Here is a 20,603-nt window from a genome sequence, read left to right on the forward strand (position 1 = left end):
TTTTAGTTCGCTCTCAACATGACAATCATGAAGAGCGAAAACCTGTCCATATCCGCTGGAAAAAATCCGCTTCCGGTCTCGCTGGCCGCGATCAGGCAGGCTGCAGCGCGGCTTGCAGGACAGGTGGAACGCACCCCGCTGGTTTACTCGGACAATCTGTCGGAACGCTGCGGTCACCCCGTTCATCTCAAGCTGGAGACGCTGCAGCCCATCGGCGCCTTCAAACTGCGCGGCGCAATGAACGCCGTCCTTTCGCTTGATGACAGTGCGCGCAGACGCGGCCTCGTCACCGCCTCCACCGGCAATCATGGCCGCGCGGTTGCTTATGCGGCGCGCAAGCTCGAAATTCCCGCCACGATCTGCATGTCGGCACTCGTGCCGGCGAACAAGGTCGAAGCCATCCGTGCGCTCGGCGCAGATATCCGGATCATCGGCATGTCCCAGGATGACGCGCAGGAGGAAGTGGAGCGCCTGACCGCAAGCAACGGCCTGACTGCGATCCCGCCTTTTGATGATCCAGACGTCGTGGCAGGCCAAGGGACGATCGGCATCGAGATTATCGAGGATATGCCCGATCTGTCCGCTGTACTCATCCCTCTTTCAGGCGGAGGCCTTGCAGGCGGCATTGCCGTTGCTGTCAAGGCGCTGAAACCACAGGCCCGGGTCATCGGCATCTCCATGGAGCGGGGCGCAGCCATGCACGCCTCGGTCACGGCCGGCCGGCCGATCTCTGTCAAGGAAGAAGAAACCCTGGCGGATTCGCTTGGCGGCGGGATTGGTCTGGCGAACCGCGTGACCTTCGCGCTGTGCCGCGAACTGCTCGATGACATCGTGCTGGTCTCGGAGGACGAAATCGCGGCCGGCATTTGCCACGCCGCACAGGAAGAAGGTTTGACGGTGGAGGGCGCGGCGGCCGTTGGTTTCGCGGCGATCCTCTCCGGCAAGATCGACATCACCGGCCCGACCGCCATCATCGTTTCGGGCGGGAACATCGATCCGGCGGTTCACAAGAGGATCATCGACGGGGGAGCCGCATGAGCCACGTTACCATCCTGACGGAAAAAGACCTGCGCGCCATCGTCAAGCTGGACCTTTCCGCAGTCGATTGCGTGGAGCGAGCCTTTGCGGCTCTCGCCACGGGGACTGTCGCCATGCCGCCGATCCTGCGCCTCGATATTCCTGAGTTTCGCGGGGAGGTGGATGTCAAGACGGCTTATGTGCCGGGCTTTGACGGTTTCGCCATCAAGGTCAGCCCCGGTTTCTTCGATAATCCCAAGCTTGGTCTGCCAAGCCTGAATGGCCTGATGATCCTCTTCAGCGCGAAAACCGGGCTGGTGCAGGCCCTTCTCCTCGACAATGGCTATCTCACCGATGTGCGCACCGCAGCAGCAGGCGCAGTCGCGGCACGACATCTCGCCCGCAAAGATGCTTCCGTCGCCGCCCTCTTCGGAGCCGGCATGCAGGCCCGTCTGCAACTCGAAGCCCTGATGCTGGTGCGCCCGATCCGGTCGGCGCGAATCTGGGCGCGCGACCATGACAAGGCTGGGAGACTTTCGGGCGATTTGGTCCGGGAATACGGCATTGAGGTGACCGCCGTGGCCGATCCGCAGACGGCCATTCGCGGCGCCGATATCATCGTGACCACCACACCGGCCGAAAAGCCGATCCTTCTTGCCGACTGGCTGGAAGAAGGCCAGCATCTGACCGCCATGGGGTCGGACGCCGAACACAAGAACGAGATCGATCCGACCGTATTCGGCAGGGCGCGATACGTCGCGGACCGGCTCTCGCAAACCCGTATTCTCGGTGAGTTGCACCACGCCATCGCCGCCGGGCGCGCCGCGTCGGATCAGCACTTCGCCGAACTTGGGGACGTCATTGCCGGCAGGCTGCCGGGTCGTGTTTCGACCAAAGACATCACCTTTGCCGATCTCACGGGCACCGGGGTGCAGGACACGGCCATCGCCAATCTCGCCTTTGCACGCGCAAAGGAGGCCAAGAGCGGCCAAATCATCGAAAACGCCATAAAAATGGGAGACGCAGCGTGAGCGTAACGCTGAACTTTACGCGCGAGGAATATGCCGCGCGCCTGTCTAAAACCCGCAATGCCATGAACAAGGCCGGGATCGATCTTCTCATTGTGACCGACCCGTCCAACATGCATTGGCTGACCGGTTATGACGGATGGTCCTTCTACGTGCATCAATGCGTGCTGGTGCCGCCGGATGGCGAGCCGATCTGGTACGGACGCAAGCAGGACGCCAATGGCGCCAGGCGCACGGCGTATCTCGCCCATGACAACATCATCGGTTACCCGGACCACTACGTTCAATCCACAGAACGGCACCCGATGGACCTGCTGTCCGAGATCATCCAGGAGAGGGGATGGTCCGGCCTGACGGTCGGCGTCGAGATGGACAATTATTATTTCTCAGCCGCCGCCTTTGCATCGCTGCAGAAACATCTGCCGAACGCCCGTTTCAGGGATGCCGCCGGTCTCGTAAACTGGCAGCGCGCGGTCAAAAGCCCGACCGAACTCGATTATATGCGCAAGGCAGGCAAGATCGTCGAACTGATGCACAAACGTATCGTCGACGTGGTTGAACCGGGCATGCGCAAATGCGACCTCGTGGCCGAAATATACGATGCCGGCATTCGTGGCACCGCCGAGTTCGGTGGAGACTATCCCGCCATCGTTCCCCTCCTTCCCTCGGGCGCAGACGCATCCGCACCGCATCTGACATGGGACGACAAGCCGATGCGCTTGGGAGAAGGCACCTTCTTCGAAATCGCCGGCGCTTACCGGCGTTACCACTGCCCGCTATCGCGCACCGTCTTTCTCGGCAAGCCGACGCAGGCGTTTCTCGATGCGGAGAAGGCAACGCTTGAGGGCATGGAGGCCGGTCTTTCCGCAGCGAAGCCGGGCAACACCTGCGAAGACATCGCCAATGCGTTTTTCGCCGTGCTGAAAAAATACGGGATCATCAAGGACAACCGCACCGGTTATCCGATCGGCCTTTCCTATCCGCCGGACTGGGGCGAGCGCACCATGAGCCTGCGTCCGGGCGACCGGACCGAGCTGAAGCCCGGCATGACGTTCCATTTCATGACCGGCCTCTGGCTGGAAGACATGGGACTCGAAATCACCGAAAGCATCGCGATCACCGAAACCGGTGTCGAATGCCTTTCCAATGTGCCGCGGCAACTCTTCGTGAAAGGCTGAGACGATGTTGAAGACCGCGCTTCGCCCCTCGCCGATCACGCCCACCGTCGATTTTGACGCGCAGGGCGTGCAGCACGGTCATCTGCGACTGCCATATAGCCGCGATGACAGCGCCTGGGGTTCGGTGATGATCCCGATCTGCGTCATCGCCAATGGCGAGGGGCCGACGGCGCTTTTGACCGGAGCCAATCATGGCGACGAATATGAGGGGCCGGCCGCCCTGTTCGAACTCGCCCATAAACTCGATCCGGAAGAGGTAAGCGGCCGCATCATCATCGTGCCGGCACTCAACTATCCCGCCTTTCGCGCGGGAACGCGCACCTCGCCGATCGACCGGGGAAACCTGAACCGCAGCTTTCCCGGCCGCCCTGACGGCACGGTGACGGAGAAGATTGCCGATTATGTCACCCGCCATCTGATACCGCTTGCGGATATCGTTCTCGATTTTCATTCCGGCGGCAGGACGCTTGATTTCCTGCCCTATGCCGCAGCTCACGAATTATCCGACAAGACGCAGGAGGCCCGGTGTTTTGAAGCGGTGGCGGCTTTTGCCGCGCCCTATTCGATGAAGATGCTGGAGATTGACGCCGTCGGCATGCTCGACACGACAGTTGAGGAACTGGGCAAGGTCTTTGTCACCACCGAGCTCGGCGGCGCGGGGACGGCGAGCGCGAAATCGATCGACATCGCCCGCAAAGGCATTGTCAATCTGCTCTGCCATGCCGGCATCCTCGCCGGCGCACCGGTGGCAACGCCAAGCCGCTGGCTGGACATGCCCTCCAGCGATTGTTTCACCTTTGCCGAAGACGACGGGCTCGTCGCCTTTGTCCGCGATCTGGGAGACGCGGTCATGGCAGGTGAAACGGTCGCCCTGGTTTATCCCGTTGGAAAAACCGGTCTTGCGCCGGTTGATTACCGCGCTTCCATCAATGGCGTGCTTGCCGCCCGTCACGTTCCCGGCCTCATCAAGGCCGGAGACTGCCTTTCCGTCATCGCCACGGTCACGGAGAATACCTAACCAGAAGAACCATCGTGAGATCCGAAAACGGACCACGCAACCCAACCAGAGGAGTAAGAACATGCGTATGACCAGAATTGCCGGGCTTTCCGCCCTCGCTCTCACCATTGGCGTAACGTCGGCCAGCGCCTTGACCGTCGAAGACGTCAAGAGCCAGGGCTATATCCGCGCCGCAACGGCCAATGAAGTGCCCTATTCCTACATGCAGCCCGACGGCACCTCCGCCGGCATCGGCCCGGATGTGGCGAATGCTGTCCTGAAATCGATGGGCATCGAAGAGGTCAACTGGACGGTGACGCCATTCGGCACGCTGATCCCCGGCCTGAAGGCGCGTCGCTTCGATTTTGCCGCCGCCGAACAGAACATCTCGCCCGAGCGCTGCAAGCAGGTTGCCTTCACCGAACCGAACTCGTCCTATGGCGAAGGCCTGCTGGTGAAGAAAGGAAATCCGAAAAAGCTTACCACCTACGCCGATATCGCCAAGGACCCCTCATTGAAGATCGCCGTTGTTTCCGGCGCAAACAACGTCGATTTCCTGCGCGCAGTCGGCGTCAAGGAAGAGCAGATCGTGTTCATCCCTGCCAATGCCGACGCCATTCCCACCGTACAGAGCCGCGCCGACGCCTATGCCGCCACGGAGCTCACGGTTTCGGAACTCGCCAAGGGTCAGGCCAATGTCGAGCAGGTCAAGCCCTTCGTCGATCCCGTTGTGAAGGATGCTCCGGTGCGCAATTACGGCGGCTTTGCCTTCCGGCCGGAAGACAAGGAGTTGCGTGACGCCTTCAACGCGGCGCTTGTCGAATTCCGCAAGACGGAGGACTACAAGAAAATCCTCGCCAAATACGGCCTCTCCGAACAGAGTATCGCTGCAGCGGCCGAAAAGAAGGTCGCCGATCTCTGCGTCGGCAAATAATGCCAGCCGGCGCCCGGGGCATATCCGGGCGCCGTTCATCAAGAACTCGGGAAAACTCCAGATGGACATGACCGCTTACCTGCCGATGTTGTGGCAAGGCGCCGTCGTCACCATGACGATCACGCTGGCAGCCCTTGTCGTCGGAACGGCTCTCGCCTTCTTTTTTGGCATTCTGCGCGTCGAGGGAGGACCGATCCTGTCGGCCATCGCGCTCTGTTACACGGAAGTGTTTCGCGGCACCTCGCTGCTGGTGCAGCTTTTCTGGTTCTATTACGCCCTGCCGCTGGTTGGGCTGAGTTTTGATCCGATCACCACGGGCGTGCTGGTGCTTGCCGCCCACGCCGGCGGTTATGGCGCGGAAATCGTTCGCGGCGCGCTGTCTTCAGTCTCAGTGCAGCAACTGGAGGCAGCAAGAGCGCTGAATTTTACACGCCTGCAGACGCTCTTTCGCATCTCGCTGCCGCAGGCCGTTGTTGAGATGATGCCGGCATTCGGCAATCTGGCGATCGAGACGCTGAAGCTTTCCTCGCTCGTGTCACTGATCTCCATTGCCGACCTCACCTTCGCGGCGCAGTCGATCCGCAACCTGACGCTGGATAGCGCCAGCATCTATTCGATTACGCTGCTTTGCTATTTCGCGATGTCCCTGATCCTCATGGTCGTCATCCGGGTCATCGAGCACTTCGTGCGGCGCGGCAACGTCTTCCCGCGCACCCGCCATTCATAAGGATATCCTGTCATGATGTATGGTTACGAATGGGATACGACCACCTGGCTCACCTACACGACCTCGATCCTGCCCATCATCCTGATTGGCCTGACGGTAACGCTGAAGGCCGCCGCCGCAGGCTTTGCGATCGCGCTGGTTCTGGGGCTTGTCTTTGCGCTGCTGCGCCGCAGCCGCGTCAAGATGATCTCCTGGCCCACCGCGCTGATTGTCGAGTTCCTTCGCGATACGCCGCTTCTGGTGCAGCTCTTCTTCCTTTATTACGTGCTTCCGGATTTCGGCATCGTTCTGCCCGCTTTTCTGACCGGCGCGTTAGCACTTGGCCTGCAATATGCCGCCTATACTTCCGAGGTCTATCGCGGCGGCATAGAGGCGGTGCACCACGGCCAGTGGGAAGCGGCAACGGCGCTGAACCTGACGCCTGTGCAGACCTATCGCGACATCATCATTCCCCAGGCGATCCCGCGCATCGTTCCGGCGATGGGCAACTATCTTGTCGCCATGATCAAGGAAACGCCGGTGCTTTCCGTCGTCACCGTTCTCGAGATGATGGGGCTTGCCAATATGATCGGCGAACGCACCTTCGAATATCTGGTGCCGCTGACGCTTGTCGGCCTGATCTTCCTCCTTCTGACAATAATCTGCTCGGCAGGCCTCAGCCGCCTGCAAAGGGCGCTTCCAAAAGCAGGAATACCCTTGCGATGACAAACAACACCAATCAGCCACTGATCGAATTTTCCGATGTCACGAAGCGCTTCGGCATTCTGACAGTACTCGACCAGTTCAATTTCAACGTGGCAAAAGGCGAAAAAGTCACCCTCATCGGTCCGTCCGGCTCCGGCAAGTCGACGGTTCTTCGTATTCTCATGACGCTGGAACCGTTCCAGGAGGGAAAGCTGACCCTTGCCGACATGTCCTACCATGAGCAGGGAGGCAAAGGCCCTTTCAAGGCCTCGGAAAAGCATCTGCGGCAGATCCGCAACCATGTCGGCATGGTTTTCCAGAGCTTCAATCTCTTTCCGCATATGACGGTGCTCCGCAACATCGTGGAGGCGCCGGTTCGGGTTTTGGGCATCGGCCGCGCGGAGGCGGAAGCGCGCGCAATCGACTTGCTGAAGATGGTCGGGCTGGCGGACAAGAAGGACCATTATCCGGTGCAGCTTTCCGGTGGGCAACAGCAGCGTGTCGCCATTGCCCGCTCGCTCGCCATGCGTCCGCGTGTCCTGCTTTTCGATGAGCCGACCTCGGCGCTGGACCCGCAACTGGTGGGGGAAGTCCTGTCCGTCATCCGCGATCTGGCCCATGAGCATGATCTGACGATGCTTCTCGTCACCCATGAAATGCGCTTTGCCCGGGAAGTATCGGACCGCGTCTGTTTCTTTGACAAAGGCCGTATCTGCGAACAGGGAAAACCGGACGAGATTTTTGGCCAGCCGAAAGAAGACCGTACACGCGAATTTCTCGCTTCCGTCTTGCGGTGAATTTTGGTTGCCCCTCCCTCATGCAATCAATCCGCAGAGGTGGACAGAACCTTTCCGTCCCTGCCCTGCACAATATCATGCGACGGAACCGGTAGAGCATCGGGTGCAGGCAGAGGCGGGACTATCAACCACGCGCCGGGATAGCCGTTGCGAAGATGCCGGGGGTTATAACGAATATTGGTTCCGGCGGCATGGTGAAGCGTTCCGAGCGTTGCATCTTTTGACAGGACACCTCTGCTGATTTCGTGGAGTTTTTGGTTGCCATCAAGGGCAAGCGTTACTTCCGAAAGATCGAAACTGTCGATGTGAACGGTCTGCTCCTGCGGCGTGTCGAGAACCCATCTGTCTGAATCGACGAAGCCGTCGGTGTAGACATTACCGGTGGAGGCGCGCAGGGACGTGCCTTTCGGCAGGCCGATGCCGTCAACAACATTGCCATCGGCGAGAATGCATTTGCTGAAGGCGGAGATGCCGCCATCGGGCAAGAGATCGAACTCAACCGGCCGCGTCGCGTCGCAGCGCCAGCCGCTCTGGGTGGTCACTCCATTGCCGGTTATGCGCATGTTGCCAGGGGTAAAGCCGATCGTTTCGTAATTCTCATTGGTCTTTATCGTGATATAACGGGCGATCTCGATGGCATCGATATCAGCGATCCGCACCGGATGCGGAAACACGGCGCGGTTGAAGGCCTGCCTGTTATCGGCAATGGCCAGTTCAAGTTTCGTACCCTTGGGCATATCGATCCCGCCAAGGCGAGCCGGCTGCGAGAGTTCCGGCCGATAGCTTGCCGCTCTTTCCCTGTCGTAAGCACTCATCTGCAGATAAAAATCACCGAACCGAAAGAGCGTGAAAAGCGCAACGGCGGTCACCAGCCCGTAAGGCAGGATCATCGGGCGCTTCCAGCGGCCGCTCACGTATCGGACGAACAGCAACAACGTCCAGACGACCCACACAAGGGTCGTGACGAGAAAGAAGGCAAGGAGAAGCAGCGCTTCGACGGAGGGCAATGCGACAGGGATCATGCAAACCAATGGTCCTGGGCGGATCGTTTTGATCCTGAAGAGACATCAGTGCTTTAGCCCACAAGCGGCTGTCATTTCAACTCGGTGATGGCGGACGGACATAGCGGTGGTTGTCCGGGCGACGGATGGCGGCCGCCCGGTCAACGCACTTATGGGTATCAGCCGCCAAGGACGAAACGGGAGAATGCCAGGGCATTGCGGGCGTCCTCGTCCATTTTCGCAAGGTCGGCGCCGCCGCTGAGATCGCGCCACACCTTGATGTCAGAGCCGATCGTACCGCCGGTCTTGACGAAGGGCTCCATGACAACGGCACCGGTGTAATTGATATCGCGAAGGGCCAGACCAATTTCGTGCCAGGGCATCCTGCCCTTGCCCGGTACGCGGCGATTGCTCTCACCGGTGTGGAAATGACCGAGAAGCGGGCCGGCCGTGCGGATGGCTTCGCCAAAACTGTCTTCCTCGATATTCATGTGGAAGGTATCCAGCATGACCTTCACATTGTTCTTGCCGACATCCTTGACAAAGGCGACGCCTTCGGCCGCCGTGTTGAGCACGTGATTTTCAAAGCGGTTGAGGACTTCGATGCAAAGGTTGATGCCGAGATCATTGGCGAAATCGGCGATGCCATTGATGCCCTCGACGCCGCGCGCATAGTCTCCCGCCTTGTCAACGGGCTGGGAGTAATCGATCGGCCAATAGGAATGCAGCGCACCGCCGATCGTGTGAATGTCGAGCTTGGCGACATTGGAAAGGGTACGTTCAAAGAACGCCTTGCCGGCTGCGCGCACGGAAGCATCCTCGGACGACAGGTTCTTCGTTTTCGAAGGGCCGATACCTGCGGTGAGGATGATGCCGTTATCCCTGGCGCTCTGCCTGATGGCAGCGAGTTCGGCGTCGCTATAGTCGTTGATGTGGTGTGCGGCGACTTCGATGATATCGAAACCGAGCTTGGCGACCTTCTCGATATAGGGGCCGAACTTGGCGCTCCACTCATGTTCCCAGTAAGAATAATAGATGCCGTGTTTCATGGGGATCTCTTTCGCTTTTCGTTTCGCTGGATTTGATTTGGGCGGAGCAGCGGTTCAGCCGGCTTCAGGAAGTCGGCTTGCTTCCCGGATTTCCGATACGAAGGTCCGGCTCCGTGCTCGAGGAAATGATGAACCGGCCATTCGGAAGGTCATTCTCTTCAACCTTGCGATTGATCTCGTCTTCACCGAGGCCAAAGCTGCGCCAGCGATCTCTCAGCCGCGCACGCAGGTCGTCCTCATCGACATCGACAAAGACAGTCAGGTCAAAAATCTGTTTGAGACGATCCCAGGGCGACTGGCTGGCAAGGAGATAGTTGCCCTCGCAGACGATGATATCGACGGATTGCGGGATCAGACGGCCGCCTGCGCGGGCAATTTCCATTGCGCGATCAAAGACGGGGACGGCAACCTTGTCGTCCTCATTAGCCTTCAGGCGCTCAAGCATGTGGCGCAAGCCGTGAGCATCGAAGGTATCGATTGCGCCCTTGAAGGGACGGCGCTTCATCTCTTCCAGCACGGCATCGTCATAATGAAAGCCATCCATCGGAAAGAGCGCTGCAGACACGCTTTCGCCTGCGTTCAAGACGTCAACCACATGCTCGGCAATGGTGGATTTTCCCGATCCCGGCGCGCCGGCGATCGCAATCATCACGCGCCGCCCTTTGCCGCCAGCGAGACGTTTGAGGGTCAGGCCCGCAATTTCACGGGCATTGTCGTCAATTTTGCTCAAGGTATTCTTCGCCTCGATAATGAATACTGTCAGAAAATCCGGTACTGGTTTGCCTTGTCGCGCAGGAATGCCAGGCCCTTGTCGAGAACCTCATCAGCGCTCGGCGCAACCGGCCGCCAGGTCGAAATCGCGCCCGCCATCTCCTCGGGCATCGCGGCAAAACTTTCGAGGGTCAGCACACCCTTGAAATCGATGGCGGCGAGTGCGGAAAACACTTCGTCCCAGGCAACGTTGCCAAACCCCGGCGTGCCGCGGTCGCTTTCCGACATATGCATGTATTTCAGGTGGTTGCGGGCGGTGATGATGCCGTTTGTGATACCCTTTTCCTCCATGTTCATGTGGAAGGTATCGAGATGGATAAAGACGTTGTCGGCACCGATACGTTCGACCAGCGCCACCGCCTGTTCGGCGGAATTGAGCAGATGGTTTTCGTAGCGGTTCACGGTCTCGATGCCGAATTGCAGGCCGAGCGTTTTCGCGTGGCCGGCAGCCCGCGAAAGCGCCCTTGTCAGGTTGTCATATTCACCCTGCGTCGGTGGAAATCCGGTTCGCTCATTGGTGCCGCCATAGGTGACCCCCGTCAGCGCTTCCGCCCCGATTTCTGCGGCTTTGTCGAGCGCGGTGTTCAGATGGTCGATAGCCGCGTCGGGACGTACAGACGCCCAGGCGGGCTCCGGCAGCACGAGCGAACAGACGGCGCGTAGACGGTATTTCTCCAGCAGGGCGCGCGTGTGTTTTGCATCGACGGAGGGAATATCGATGAGCGGAATCTCGATGAAATCCTGACCGTAATCCGCGGCAGCGGCAATGGACCGTCTGGCGTTTTCGTGGTCCCATTTCAGAGACCACATCATTGCGTGAACACCGAAGCCTTTCACGTCATACCTTCCTTCTGAGAGATGCGAAGTAGCTTGAAAACAGGCCGCGCGCCGCCATGACGACAATCATCAGCACGCCCCAGAGCGCCGTTGCCAGATGCTGGTTGGCCCCGAGAAGATTGAGGCCGGACGATAGGAGCTGCAGGACGATGAGCGCCACGAAAACGGGCAGCACCCGACCGAAACCACCGAACGGATTGATGCCGCCAAGAAAGGCCGCCAGCACCGTGATTAGCAGATAGGATTCCCCGTGGCCGACACGGACGGAGTTGAAACGGGCAAGCATGATGATGCCGGCAACAGCGCACATCAGACCCGAGAGCGTGTAGACGAGAACCTGGATCTTGCGCGTATTGAGGCCGGAATAACGCGCGGCCTCGATATTCGAGCCGATCATCAACAGGCCGAAGCCGAGCTTGGTGCGCGTCAGCAGCACATGCCAGAGCCCGACGCAGACGATGAAGATCAGAAGCGGGATCGGCAGACCGAGAAGCGTGCCGTGGCCAAGCGGCGCCATATAGGCGGGAAAACCCGAAACGTCACCGCCGCGTGTCAGAAACTCGCCAAGGCCACGCAAAAAAATCATCATCGACAGCGTCACCAGAATGGGGTGCGCGCGGGTGTAAGCGATCGCCGCTCCCGTCATGGCACCGGCAGCCCCGCCGGTGACAAGTGCGGCAAGGCAGGCCAGCAGAAATGCGCTCGGCGGCGCATCCACCCCGCCATGGACCTGCAGCACCCAAGCCGCAGCAAGACCTGACAGATTGGCGGCGAAGGTGACGGAAAGATTGATACCGCCCGTCAGAAGCGGCAGCAGCATCGCCAGTGTCAGCAGGCCGAGCTCCGGCAGCTGGAATGCGACCGAACCGAATGTCCCGAGCGAAAGAAAATTGTTCGCCAGCGTTCCAAAGATGAGCATGACCGCGATGAAGGCAATAACCGGCCCGGCCATATCGGCACCGAAGATCGCGTTGAATTTCCTGACAAGGCTGCTCATCGCTGGGCGCTCCCCTTCTTTGCGGATGTCCGTAAGGCGCTCGGCAGAAGCTTGTCGAACCGGGTGGAAGAGAGCGTGATGGCGATGAGGATGATGGCCCCGACGATCATCTTGAACGCAAAGGGAGAGACCCCCATCAGGTTGAGGCCGTTCTGGGTGATCGATACCATCAGCACCCCTAGCACGCAGCCGATGACAGACCCCTTGCCGCCGCCAAGCCGCGCGCCGCCAAGCACGGTTGCTGCAAGAACATCCAGCTCGCGGCCATAAAGCGCGTTCGGCACCACCTCCTGCGCATAATGCGCCTGCATGAGCCCGGCAATGCCCGCCATCAGGCCGAGCCAGCCGAAGGAGATGTAATGCATGGCACCGATATTGATGCCGAAGCGGCGAGCGCCTTCAGGGTTGTCGCCGAAGGCATAAAGTTTGCGCCCGACGGTGGTGCGCGAAATCATGAACCAGGTGGCGACACAGCAGAGGATCATGACGACAACGGGCAATGTCAGCTCGACCCAGGAACCATCAGGCATCTCACGCTCGTAAAGCACCACGCGCGTCGACAGCCACTCCGGCAGGTCGTAGATCGACACGCCCTTGGTGAAGAACATCAACAGCCCGAAGAAGATGTTGAAGGTGGAGATGGTCGCGACGATGGAAATGATGTTGAGCCGCCAGACGAGGAAGGCATTGACGAAACCGAGACCGAGGCCAACGGCGCCGGCGATGATGAAACCTTCCGCCCAGTTGCCGCCGCCGAGCGCATTGAGCGCCAGCACCGTCACATACTGGACGACGGAGGCCGCGACCGCGAAGGAGATGTCAATACCGCCTGAAATCAGCACCACGAGCAGGCCAACCGCGAAGATGATATTGACCGCCGAGACATTCAGCACGTCGAATGCATTGGAAATGGTGAGAAAGCGGTCGGTCGCAAAGGACAGTCCCGTGCAGAGCAGCACCATGACCACAAGCAGGGTAAATTCGGTCGTATGTCCGAGGATGAGCCTACGCATAGATGGCGGACTCCAGTTCGGTAAGCGACAGGCGTCGCGGATCATAGGTGGCGTGGAACCGGCCTTCGACCATGTGGATGACCCTGTCTGTATTGAAATAAACTTCCGGCGCTTCGTCGGAGATCACGATGATCGAGAGACCTTCTGCGGCGAGCTTGCGGACGATTTCGAAGATGCCGGCGCGGGCACCGACATCGACACCCACGGTCGGCGCGTCGAGGATGAGGATTTTCGGCCCGATCGCCAGCCACTTGGCAATCGCCACACGCTGCTGATTGCCGCCTGAAAGCGTGCGGATCGGATCTTCCGGCAATCCGATCTTGACGCCGAGCGCCGAAATCCAGCGGGAAACGACATCCGCCTTTTTCGACGGAGAGATCAGGCCACCGCTCAGCAAGCGGTCGAGAGAGGCCATGACGAGATTATCGGCAATGGACTGCGGCTGGTTCAGACCAAGCGAGAGCCGGTCCTCGGAAAGATAGGCGACACCCGCCCGGATCGCATCGCGGTTGGAATGGAAATCCACCCTCTTTCCATCGATGAGGATTTCACCCGATTGCGCCCGATGCATGCCGAACAGGGTCAAGGCCAGTTCCGTGCGGCCGGCTCCCAAGAGACCGGTTATGCCGAGTGTTTCTCCCCGCCGCAGATCGAACGAAACATCTTCAAATTCGCCGGCCCGGCTCAGCCCGCGCACCGAGAGAACAACGGGTTTGTCGTCGTGATCTGCGGCGATGACGGCGCTGTCGAAATTGCGACCGGTCATCAGTTCGGTCACCCGTGACTGGGTCATGCCTTCAACGGGAAAGACGCCAACAAGCGATCCATCCCGCAGCACGGTGATGCGGTCTGAAATCTCCAGCACTTCCGCAAGACGATGCGAGACGAAGACGACCGCCACACCCGAGGCAGAGAGGTTGCGGACGATGTCGATCAGATAATCGGTTTCGGACTGCGTGAGCGACGCGGTCGGTTCATCCATGAAAACGAGCCGCGCTTCCCCGACCAGCGCGCGGGCAATCGCCACGATCTGGCGCTGGGCGATGGGCAGTTCCTTCAGCGGCTTATCAAGATCGATCTCGACGCCGAGCCGGGCCAGCGCCTTTTCGGCAGCCTGTTCGATGGCGCGTTTGTCGACCAGCCCGTATTTTCCATTCACCGCGTACTGGAAGCCGATATTCTCAGCCACCGTCATTTCATCGAACAGCGCCAGATCCTGCCAGATAACCTGGATGCCAAGCGATTGCGCAAGCGTCGGGGTCATCGCCGCTATCGGCTTGCCGTCGAAATAGAGTTCGGCGTCGCTTTCGGGCGTATAAACGCCTGTTATGACCTTGATCAACGTGCTTTTGCCACAGCCGTTTTCGCCGGCAAGGCAATGCACTTCCCCCGGATTGACCTCGAAGGAAACATCCTTCAGGGCGCGCACACCACCGAAGGTGACTTTGACATTTTTGAGGGACAGGAGCGGTTCTGCGCTCATGATAACGTAAATCTCCTTCCGCCACGGCAGCTTTGCAGACGTGGCGCTCGGCATGTTTTCCTGATGAGGCGTCGCGCGCGTATCGCACCCGCGCGACGCCCTTGGCCTTGGGGAGGATCAGAGGCCCATGGAAACGAGCTTGTCGATGCTTTCCTTGTCGATCTTCAAAAGCTGGTCGACGACGATGGTGTTACCCTCGGGATTGATGGTGCCTAGACCTTCGATATTGTCGCCGGCCTTGGGCGTCTCGCCCTTGGCGATACGATCGGCGAGGGTGATGAAGACTTCACCGGCCTGCTTCGGGTTCCACATGAAGCCCCCCGTCAGCGCGCCTGATTTGATGAGCTTCGCGCCCTGCCCCGGCGAGAACGGGCCGATGACGAAGACCTTGCCATCCTTGCGCCGCTCTTCGACGGCGCGGCCGGCACCGATCGGCCCCTGCGAACCAAAGGCGAGGAAACCACTCAGGTCAGCATTGGCGGACATCAGGTCAAGCGCCGTCGAACGGCTCTTGTCGAGGTCTTCAGCGACACCGTAGCGATCGCCGACCAGCTTCATGTCGGGATAATTGGCCTTGATATAGGCGATGGCGGCATCCGCCCAGGCGTTATGAAGCGGAACCGTAAGCGAGCCGACGAAGACAGCATAGGAGCCCTTGCCGCCCATCTTTTCCGCCAGGAGCTTGCCATGCGCTTCACCGAAACCCTTGGCGGAGGCGAGCTCGAAATCCCAGTCAGCGCCAAGCTGCTTGGGCGATTCATGGGTGATGACCTTGATACCGGCTGCCTGGGCCTTTTTCAGCACCGGCTCCAGCACCTTTGCATCATTCGGCACGACGCCGATAAAATCGACCTTCTGGGCGATCAGGTCCTCGATGGCGCGAACCTGCAGCGCCGGGTCGGCGCTGGTCGGGCCGACCATGAAACCGTCAACGCCGAGCTTCTTGCTCTGCTCCTTGATACCGGCCTCCATGGCGTTGAACCACGGAATGCCGCCGATCTTGACGACGACGCCAACCTTCGGCCCTTCGGCAAAGGCGGCGGATGAAAGCAGCGCGAGCGACAGGCCGACCGCTGCAGCAATAATTTTCTTCATGATGTTCCTCCTCAAAAAATCGGCAACCGAAACCCGCCGCAGCCATTTCTCATCTGGCGCGTTCAAAATTTCTCATCTCGCTTATTCGAGACTCTCCCTTGCCACTCCCACAGCAACCATCTTGCACAATCGATATTGCCAAGTTGCACAATCGATGGTGCAATAACCATATCATGAAGCTCCCTTCCGTCAAGGGGACGCCTGCTCTAATAATTGGAATCAGTTGGGGAGATCACAGTGACGGGCATAAGTTCCAAGAAAGCCACCATTTATGACTTGTCGATATTGTCGGGCGCATCAGCCTCGACGGTAAGCGCCGTGTTGAACGGATCATGGCGCAAGCGGCGGATTTCCGAGGAGACTGCCGATAAGATTCTCTCGCTTGCCAAGGCGCATCGCTACACCACCAACCTGCAGGCCCGCGGTTTGAGGAGCTCGAAATCCGGTCTCGTCGGGCTTCTGGTGCCCGTTTATGACAACCGGTTCTTTTCCTCTATGGCGCAGACCTTCGAGGGGCAGGCGCGCAAACGCGGCCTGTCGCCCATGGTCGTCTCCGGTCGGCGCGATCCCGAGGAAGAACGTCGCACCGTGGAGACCCTGATCGCCTATTCGATCGATGCGCTCTTCATTGCCGGTGTGACCGATCCCGACGGCGTGCACCAGGTCTGCGCCCGCGCGGCGCTGCCGCACGTCAATATCGATCTTCCCGGCAAGTTTGCGTCCTCGGTCATTTCCGACAACAGGCGCGGCGCGGAAATACTGACATCGGCAATCCTTGCCCATGCGGCAAAAGGCGGGCCTCTCGGTCCTGATGACGTCATCCTGTTCGGTGGTCACGACGACCACGCCAGCCGCGCCCGCATCGACGGCTTCCACGCTGCCAAGGCCGCCTATTTCGGGGCTGAGAGTGGAGACGATATCGAGATTACCGGCTATTCCCCTCGCATGACGGAACTGGCTTTCGAAGGTTTCTTCGAGCGCAGGGGCCGCCTGCCCCGCTGTTTCTTCGTCAACTCATCGATAAATTTCGAAGGGCTGCTTCGTTTCATGGGGCGTCATGACGGTGAGACCTTCGGCGACATCGTGGTCGGCTGCTTCGACTACGACCCGTTCGCATCGTTCCTTCCCTTCCCTGTCTATATGATCAAGCCCGATATCGCGCAGATGCTCGAAAAGGGTTTCGAACTGCTGGAAGAGAACCGGAGCGAACCCGAGGTCATCATTATCGAACCGCAGCTCATTCCCCCGCGAACCGCGCTGGAAGGCCCGCTCGACGATATCTGGGACCCGGTTGCATTACGCCGCATGGGCAGATGAACGCGCGGAATACCGCTTGACCTCAACTGTGCTTGAGGTCGTACCGATTGCATGGTGCTTCACCATTGCAACGGGATAACGATGATAGAAAAACTCATGAAGATGCTGGAAGACGGACGGGACAGTCCGCTCCTGCGCTTTTCAATCGCGAGGACTCTGGCGGGCGCAGGGCAATTCGAAGATGCCGCGCATCATCTGCAGGAGGCTATCCGGCAGGACCCAGACTATTCGGCGGTCTGGGCCGAACTCGGCGAATGCCGCGCACGGTTGGGAGATGAGGACGGCGCCATTGCGGCGTGGGTGAAAGGCATGTCGGTGGCCATCAGGCGTGGCGACATTCAGGCCAAAAGGCAGATGGAGGTCCGGCTGCGACGTTTACGGTCACGCAGTTTAAAGGGCGTCAGTTGATAAGACGGGAATCACGGGCGCAACTCGGTCGCGTCGTTGCCAGCACAATCGAGCCCATGCGCAAAAAATCGCCGGAAGGTTAGCCAGATTTCATAAAACTGGCTATGATCGCCGGAAAAATCACGGGAGGCGGCTGTCGAGGGCCGGTGATTTATGGGTTTTTCGGATCACATCAAGGAAATCGAGCACGTCGGACAGGGCAGGAATACCGGCCGCGATGCGGTGGTGCTTGAATCCTGGCGGCGTTGTCTCGATACCTATCAGCTTGATCCGGCCAAGGCCCGCGAAGCCGTCATCGTTTCCGAAACATGCCTGCGCGAGCATCGCCAGCGGGCGGAAGACCTCGTCCACATCGCCCGTTCCGGCCTGGAGCGGCTGTACCGGCAGGTGGCGGAGCAGAATTACGTTCTGCTTCTGTCGGATCAGCAGGGAGTGACGGTCGAGTTTCTGGGCGACCCGTCATTCAACAACAATCTGCGCAAGGCCGGGCTTTACCTGGGCTCTGAATGGTCGGAACCGCGCGCCGGCACTTGCGCCGTCGGCGCCTGCATTGCCACCGGCGAAGCGCTGACGATCCACCAGACCGATCATTTTGATGTGACACATACGCCGCTTTCCTGTACCGCCGCCCCGATCTACGATACCCAGGGCGCACTCACCGCCGTACTCGATATTTCGCTGCTGAGTTCCCCCATCCTCAAGACCAGCCAGAACATGGCGCGACATCTGGTTTCGTCGACCGTGCGAAGGATCGAACTGGCAAATCTGATGGCCAGCAGCCGTCATGATCTCGTGCTGCGCTTTGCTGGCGCGCCCGAATTTCTGGATGTCGACCCCGAAGCGGCCCTGTCCGTCGATGGCTCTGGCCGGATAACGGGCATGACGCACGCCGCCGCCCGCCTTCTCGCCGCATCGCGCGGGCTTGACTGGCGCATGCCGGAACGCCTCCTCGGAGAGCGCGTGGAGGAGTTTTTCGAGGCCGGCTTCGATGAACTCGCCTCCCTCACCCGGTCAAGCCTGCCGCAGGAGAGGCGCATCGTCGTGAAGGACGGCACGGTGCTTTATGCGCACGCGATCGAACCGCAGCAGCGCCGGTCGACCGTGCCGCTTGCCCATCCGAAATCCCAGCCTGTCATGGAAGAGATCGGCGGCGATGGACCGGCGGTTCGAAACCTCAGGCGCAAGGTGGAAAAACTGGCGCCTGCAAAACTGCCGATCCTACTGCAGGGCCAGACCGGAACTGGCAAGGAACATCTCGCCCGCATCATTCATGACGCCAGCGGCGTTTCCGGCCGCTTCGTCGCCGTCAATTGCGCCGCCATTCCCGAACAGCTGATCGAGAGCGAATTGTTCGGTTATCTGCCGGGAGCCTTCACGGGTGCGCTGGCGAAAGGACGCAAGGGACTGGTGGAAGAGGCACAAGGCGGAACGCTTTTCCTCGACGAAATCGGCGACATGCCGTTTGCGGCACAAAGCCGCCTTTTGCGGGTGCTGGCCGAAGGCGAGATTCTGCCCGTCGGTGGCTCCACCCCACAGAAGGTGGATTTCAGGGTGATTTCCGCATCGCACCGCCCGTTGAGCGACATGGTACGGACAGGTGATTTCCGCGAAGATCTCTACTACCGCCTGAATGCGGCCGTGCTGACCTTGCCGGCGCTTTGCGAGCGCGACGACTTCCCCTGGCTCCTCGATAGGCTTCTGGAAAAACATGGGCTGCCGGGTCGTCCTCTGACGCTCTCCAACGCAGCCCGGATGTTGATCTTTGGCCATTCCTGGCCCGGCAATATCCGCGAGCTGGACAATGCGATAGCCTTTGCCGCCGCCCTTTGCGATGACGGGGTGATTACGGCTGAAGACCTTCCCGATCATCTGGTCTCCGCAACGTCAGCCCCCATGATCGACAGTCGCGGTGCCGATCTCGGCGCGCTTCTGGCGGCCTGCAACGGCAATGTGTCGGAGGCCGCACGCCGGCTCGGCATCGATCGCACGACGATGCACCGGCGAATGCGACGCCTCGGCATCGGAAAACCTCACTAACAGGTAAGGCATATGCCACGGCTGTTGCGCCACAGCTGTGGCGTCATACAAAACCGGCATTCTGGTAAAACCCCGCAATTTCAGGCTTCCAGCACGGCAAACCGTGCTGGCACGGGCATTGCACCTTCTCCGGCATCAGGAGCCATCGAGGAGAAAACATGCGCGCGCTCAGATTTCACGCAGCCAGGGACCTGCGGATCGAAGACATTCCCGAGCCGAAACGGCCGGGGCCGGGGCAGGTTCTCGTCCGCAACCGGTTCGTCGGTATCTGCGGCACCGATCTGCATGAATATAGTTACGGTCCGATCTTCATCCCCACCGAACCGCACCCCTTTACCGGCGCACATGGCCCGCAAATTCTCGGTCACGAATTCGGCGGTGTCGTGGAGGCCATAGGCGAAGGCGTCACCTCGGTCGGCGTCGGTGATCGCGTCTCGATCCAGCCGCTCATCATGCCGCGATCCGGTGACTATTTCGCCGACCGTGGCCTCTTTCATCTCAGCACGCAGCTGGCGCTGGTCGGTCTCAGCTGGGAAGGCGGCGGCATGGCGCAGGCAGCACTCGTCAACGAATATAACGTTCAGAAGATTCCCGACGAGATGACAGATGAAGAGGCCGCACTCGTGGAACCCTCAGCGGTTGCTGTCTATGCCTGCGACCGCGGCGGCGTCACCGCCGGCAACAGCGTTCTGGTCACGGGCGCCGGCCCGATCGGCATGCTCACGCTTCTGGCCGCGCGTGCGGCCGGCGCGGTCCAGCTCTTCGTGTCCGATCTCAATGATGCCCGCCTTGAGCTTGCCCGCAGCATCGTCCCCGACGTCATCACTATCAACCCGAAGCGCGACAATGTCGGTGATGTCGTGCGCGCGGCAACGGAAGGCAAGGTCGGCTGCGATGTCGCCATTGAATGCGTAGGCAATGAACATGCGCTCAAGGCCTGCGTCGATGCGGTGCGCAAACAGGGCGTCGTCGTACAGACCGGCTTGCATCCGCATGAAAACCCGATCGACTGGTTCCAGGTGACATTCCGCGATCTGGAGATCAAGGGCTCATGGGCCTATCCGACCCATTATTGGCCGCGGGTCATCCGACTCATCGTCTCCGGCCTGCTGCCGGCGACGAAGATCGTTACCAAGCGGATCACGCTCGATACGGCCGTGTCTGAGGGCTTCGATGCCCTGCTCGATCCCGCCGGCACTCATCTGAAGATCCTGATCGATCTTTCGAAATAGG

At 59.9% G+C, this 20,603-nt stretch carries 20 protein-coding genes; 12 read left to right on the forward strand and 8 right to left on the reverse strand.

What is annotated here, in order from left to right; all coding sequences use genetic code 11:
* Positions 1 to 18: 18 nt before the first annotated feature.
* The 8 genes from eutB to ehuA all read left to right on the forward strand — a co-directional run bounded on the left by eutB (position 19) and on the right by ehuA (position 7,362).
* Positions 19 to 1,038 (forward strand): hydroxyectoine utilization dehydratase EutB, encoded by a 1,020-nt coding sequence (eutB, locus tag QRN60_RS23245; RefSeq protein ID WP_162690409.1) that lies wholly within the window; start codon positions 19 to 21, stop codon positions 1,036 to 1,038.
* Positions 1,035 to 2,048 carry an ectoine utilization protein EutC gene (gene eutC / locus QRN60_RS23250; RefSeq protein ID WP_113100910.1) on the forward strand — a complete coding sequence of 338 codons (1,014 nt, stop codon included), beginning with the start codon at positions 1,035 to 1,037 and terminating at the stop codon, positions 2,046 to 2,048. The genes eutB and eutC overlap by 4 nt, the downstream gene beginning before the upstream one ends.
* Entirely contained in the window at positions 2,045 to 3,223 is a 1,179-nt protein-coding gene (doeA, locus tag QRN60_RS23255; protein WP_113100911.1) for an ectoine hydrolase DoeA, read from the forward strand. The genes eutC and doeA overlap by 4 nt, the downstream gene beginning before the upstream one ends.
* A 4-nt stretch (positions 3,224 to 3,227) precedes the next feature.
* Positions 3,228 to 4,241, forward strand: a complete 1,014-nt coding sequence (gene doeB, locus QRN60_RS23260; protein ID WP_020009908.1) for a N(2)-acetyl-L-2,4-diaminobutanoate deacetylase DoeB — start codon at positions 3,228 to 3,230, stop codon at positions 4,239 to 4,241.
* 61 nt (positions 4,242 to 4,302) lie between these two features.
* Positions 4,303 to 5,154 (forward strand): ectoine/hydroxyectoine ABC transporter substrate-binding protein EhuB, encoded by an 852-nt coding sequence (gene ehuB, locus QRN60_RS23265; RefSeq protein WP_113100912.1) that lies wholly within the window; start codon positions 4,303 to 4,305, stop codon positions 5,152 to 5,154.
* Positions 5,155 to 5,215: 61 nt separating this feature from the next.
* The gene (gene ehuC / locus QRN60_RS23270) at positions 5,216 to 5,881 is read left to right on the forward strand and encodes an ectoine/hydroxyectoine ABC transporter permease subunit EhuC (protein ID WP_065695384.1); all 666 of its coding nucleotides are present in this window, start codon (positions 5,216 to 5,218) and stop codon (positions 5,879 to 5,881) included.
* Between the two features lie 12 nt (positions 5,882 to 5,893).
* Positions 5,894 to 6,586 carry an ectoine/hydroxyectoine ABC transporter permease subunit EhuD gene (ehuD, locus tag QRN60_RS23275; RefSeq protein ID WP_111784952.1) on the forward strand — a complete coding sequence of 231 codons (693 nt, stop codon included), beginning with the start codon at positions 5,894 to 5,896 and terminating at the stop codon, positions 6,584 to 6,586.
* The gene (gene ehuA, locus QRN60_RS23280) at positions 6,583 to 7,362 is read left to right on the forward strand and encodes an ectoine/hydroxyectoine ABC transporter ATP-binding protein EhuA (protein ID WP_020009904.1); all 780 of its coding nucleotides are present in this window, start codon (positions 6,583 to 6,585) and stop codon (positions 7,360 to 7,362) included. Before ehuD ends, ehuA begins: the two co-directional genes overlap by 4 nt.
* 26 nt (positions 7,363 to 7,388) lie before the next feature.
* Here ehuA and QRN60_RS23285 read toward each other — a convergent pair whose 3' ends face one another.
* The 8 genes from QRN60_RS23285 to QRN60_RS23320 all read right to left on the reverse strand — a co-directional run bounded on the left by QRN60_RS23285 (position 7,389) and on the right by QRN60_RS23320 (position 15,608).
* Complete coding sequence (locus QRN60_RS23285; protein ID WP_111791420.1) at positions 7,389 to 8,384, reverse strand: hypothetical protein; 996 nt, start codon at positions 8,382 to 8,384, stop codon at positions 7,389 to 7,391.
* A 158-nt stretch (positions 8,385 to 8,542) separates the two neighbouring features.
* Entirely contained in the window at positions 8,543 to 9,412 is an 870-nt protein-coding gene (locus tag QRN60_RS23290) for a D-psicose 3-epimerase (protein WP_111791421.1), read from the reverse strand.
* A gap of 64 nt (positions 9,413 to 9,476) precedes the next feature.
* Positions 9,477 to 10,142, reverse strand: a complete 666-nt coding sequence (locus QRN60_RS23295; protein ID WP_113100913.1) for a nucleoside triphosphate hydrolase — start codon at positions 10,140 to 10,142, stop codon at positions 9,477 to 9,479.
* Positions 10,143 to 10,171: 29 nt separating this feature from the next.
* Positions 10,172 to 11,020 (reverse strand): sugar phosphate isomerase/epimerase family protein, encoded by an 849-nt coding sequence (locus QRN60_RS23300; RefSeq protein ID WP_111791423.1) that lies wholly within the window; start codon positions 11,018 to 11,020, stop codon positions 10,172 to 10,174.
* A gap of 1 nt (position 11,021) precedes the next feature.
* On the reverse strand, positions 11,022 to 12,017 hold the full coding sequence (locus QRN60_RS23305) for an ABC transporter permease (protein ID WP_111791424.1): 996 nt from the start codon (positions 12,015 to 12,017) through the stop codon (positions 11,022 to 11,024).
* Positions 12,014 to 13,030: an ABC transporter permease gene (locus QRN60_RS23310; protein ID WP_111791425.1), complete on the reverse strand. Its 1,017-nt coding sequence runs from the start codon at positions 13,028 to 13,030 to the stop codon at positions 12,014 to 12,016. The genes QRN60_RS23305 and QRN60_RS23310 overlap by 4 nt, the downstream gene beginning before the upstream one ends.
* Positions 13,023 to 14,513: a sugar ABC transporter ATP-binding protein gene (locus QRN60_RS23315; protein ID WP_060727324.1), complete on the reverse strand. Its 1,491-nt coding sequence runs from the start codon at positions 14,511 to 14,513 to the stop codon at positions 13,023 to 13,025. The genes QRN60_RS23310 and QRN60_RS23315 overlap by 8 nt, the downstream gene beginning before the upstream one ends.
* Positions 14,514 to 14,630: 117 nt before the next feature.
* Positions 14,631 to 15,608, reverse strand: a complete 978-nt coding sequence (locus tag QRN60_RS23320; RefSeq protein ID WP_003521644.1) for a substrate-binding domain-containing protein — start codon at positions 15,606 to 15,608, stop codon at positions 14,631 to 14,633.
* A 237-nt stretch (positions 15,609 to 15,845) separates the two neighbouring features.
* Between QRN60_RS23320 and QRN60_RS23325 the strand changes: the two genes are divergently transcribed.
* The 4 genes from QRN60_RS23325 to QRN60_RS23340 all read left to right on the forward strand — a co-directional run bounded on the left by QRN60_RS23325 (position 15,846) and on the right by QRN60_RS23340 (position 20,602).
* On the forward strand, positions 15,846 to 16,925 hold the full coding sequence (locus QRN60_RS23325; RefSeq protein WP_060727208.1) for a LacI family DNA-binding transcriptional regulator: 1,080 nt from the start codon (positions 15,846 to 15,848) through the stop codon (positions 16,923 to 16,925).
* 96 nt (positions 16,926 to 17,021) lie between these two features.
* Entirely contained in the window at positions 17,022 to 17,333 is a 312-nt protein-coding gene (locus QRN60_RS23330) for a tetratricopeptide repeat protein (protein WP_223568689.1), read from the forward strand.
* 153 nt (positions 17,334 to 17,486) lie between these two features.
* Positions 17,487 to 19,370 carry a sigma-54-dependent Fis family transcriptional regulator gene (locus QRN60_RS23335; protein WP_112278136.1) on the forward strand — a complete coding sequence of 628 codons (1,884 nt, stop codon included), beginning with the start codon at positions 17,487 to 17,489 and terminating at the stop codon, positions 19,368 to 19,370.
* 158 nt (positions 19,371 to 19,528) lie between these two features.
* The gene (locus QRN60_RS23340; protein WP_112278135.1) at positions 19,529 to 20,602 is read left to right on the forward strand and encodes a 2,3-butanediol dehydrogenase; all 1,074 of its coding nucleotides are present in this window, start codon (positions 19,529 to 19,531) and stop codon (positions 20,600 to 20,602) included.
* Position 20,603 lies beyond the last annotated feature (1 nt).

Source organism: Agrobacterium sp. CFBP2214 (assembly GCF_030209895.1).
GTDB lineage: Bacteria > Pseudomonadota > Alphaproteobacteria > Rhizobiales > Rhizobiaceae > Agrobacterium > Agrobacterium radiobacter.